Origin of the sequence: Mycobacterium sp. (assembly GCF_008709575.1) — a bacterium.
GTDB lineage: Bacteria > Actinomycetota > Actinomycetes > Mycobacteriales > Mycobacteriaceae > Mycobacterium.
In genome coordinates this window covers 1-657 of sequence record NZ_VYIK01000407.1, presented here as the reverse complement: position 1 = coordinate 657, position 657 = coordinate 1, and the positions used below count along the sequence as shown (strand labels likewise).

1 pseudogene is annotated in these 657 nt (G+C 67.6%); it reads left to right on the top strand.

The window, feature by feature from the left end:
* Positions 1 to 534 (top strand): annotated as a pseudogene (locus F6Q13_RS19260) (DsbA family protein); the annotation flags it as partial.
* Positions 535 to 657: the final 123 nt, after the last annotated feature.

The window sequence follows — 657 nt, the reverse complement described above, 5'->3', positions numbered from 1 at the left end:
CGTGGGAACGCGAGTGGTCATACGGCTGGTCGATGATGCGTATCGGAGCGATGCTGCGCCGCCGGTCGATGGCCGACCTCGACGCCTGGTACCAGCGGGCCGGCTGCGCACTGCACGTCGAAGGGCCGCAAGCCGCACGAGAAGGCCGTCGCGCGGCACCTGCTCGAAGAAATCGGCTTCGACCCCGGCCTGGTCGATCAGGCGATCGGCGACCCGACGACCGGTGACGAGGTGATGGCCGACCACCAGCGGGTGGTCGACGCCGGCGGCTTCGGGGTGCCGACCCTGTTTTTCCCCGACGGGCAATGTCTTTTCGGGCCGGTCCTCATCGATCCACCCACCGGCGAGGCAGCCCTACGACTGTGGCATGCCGTCGCCGCCTGGACCGAGTTTCCCCACCTGTACGAACTGCAGCGGCCCAAGACAGCGGGCGACCGGCAGCTGATTGCCCAAACCTTCCGTCCTTACCTGCAGGCACGCGACTGGGTCTCCATCAACCGGGCCCGACCAACAAAATGTCGGCCGGAGTCCTAGGCTGCGGCCCGGTTTCTTTTTGCGCCGACATTTGGCGGTTAAGCTCGCACGATGCGTGCTCGTGCTGCTCGAGCGGCCCGGATCGCGACGACAGCGCTGGCCGGCGTGGCGGCGACGGTGATC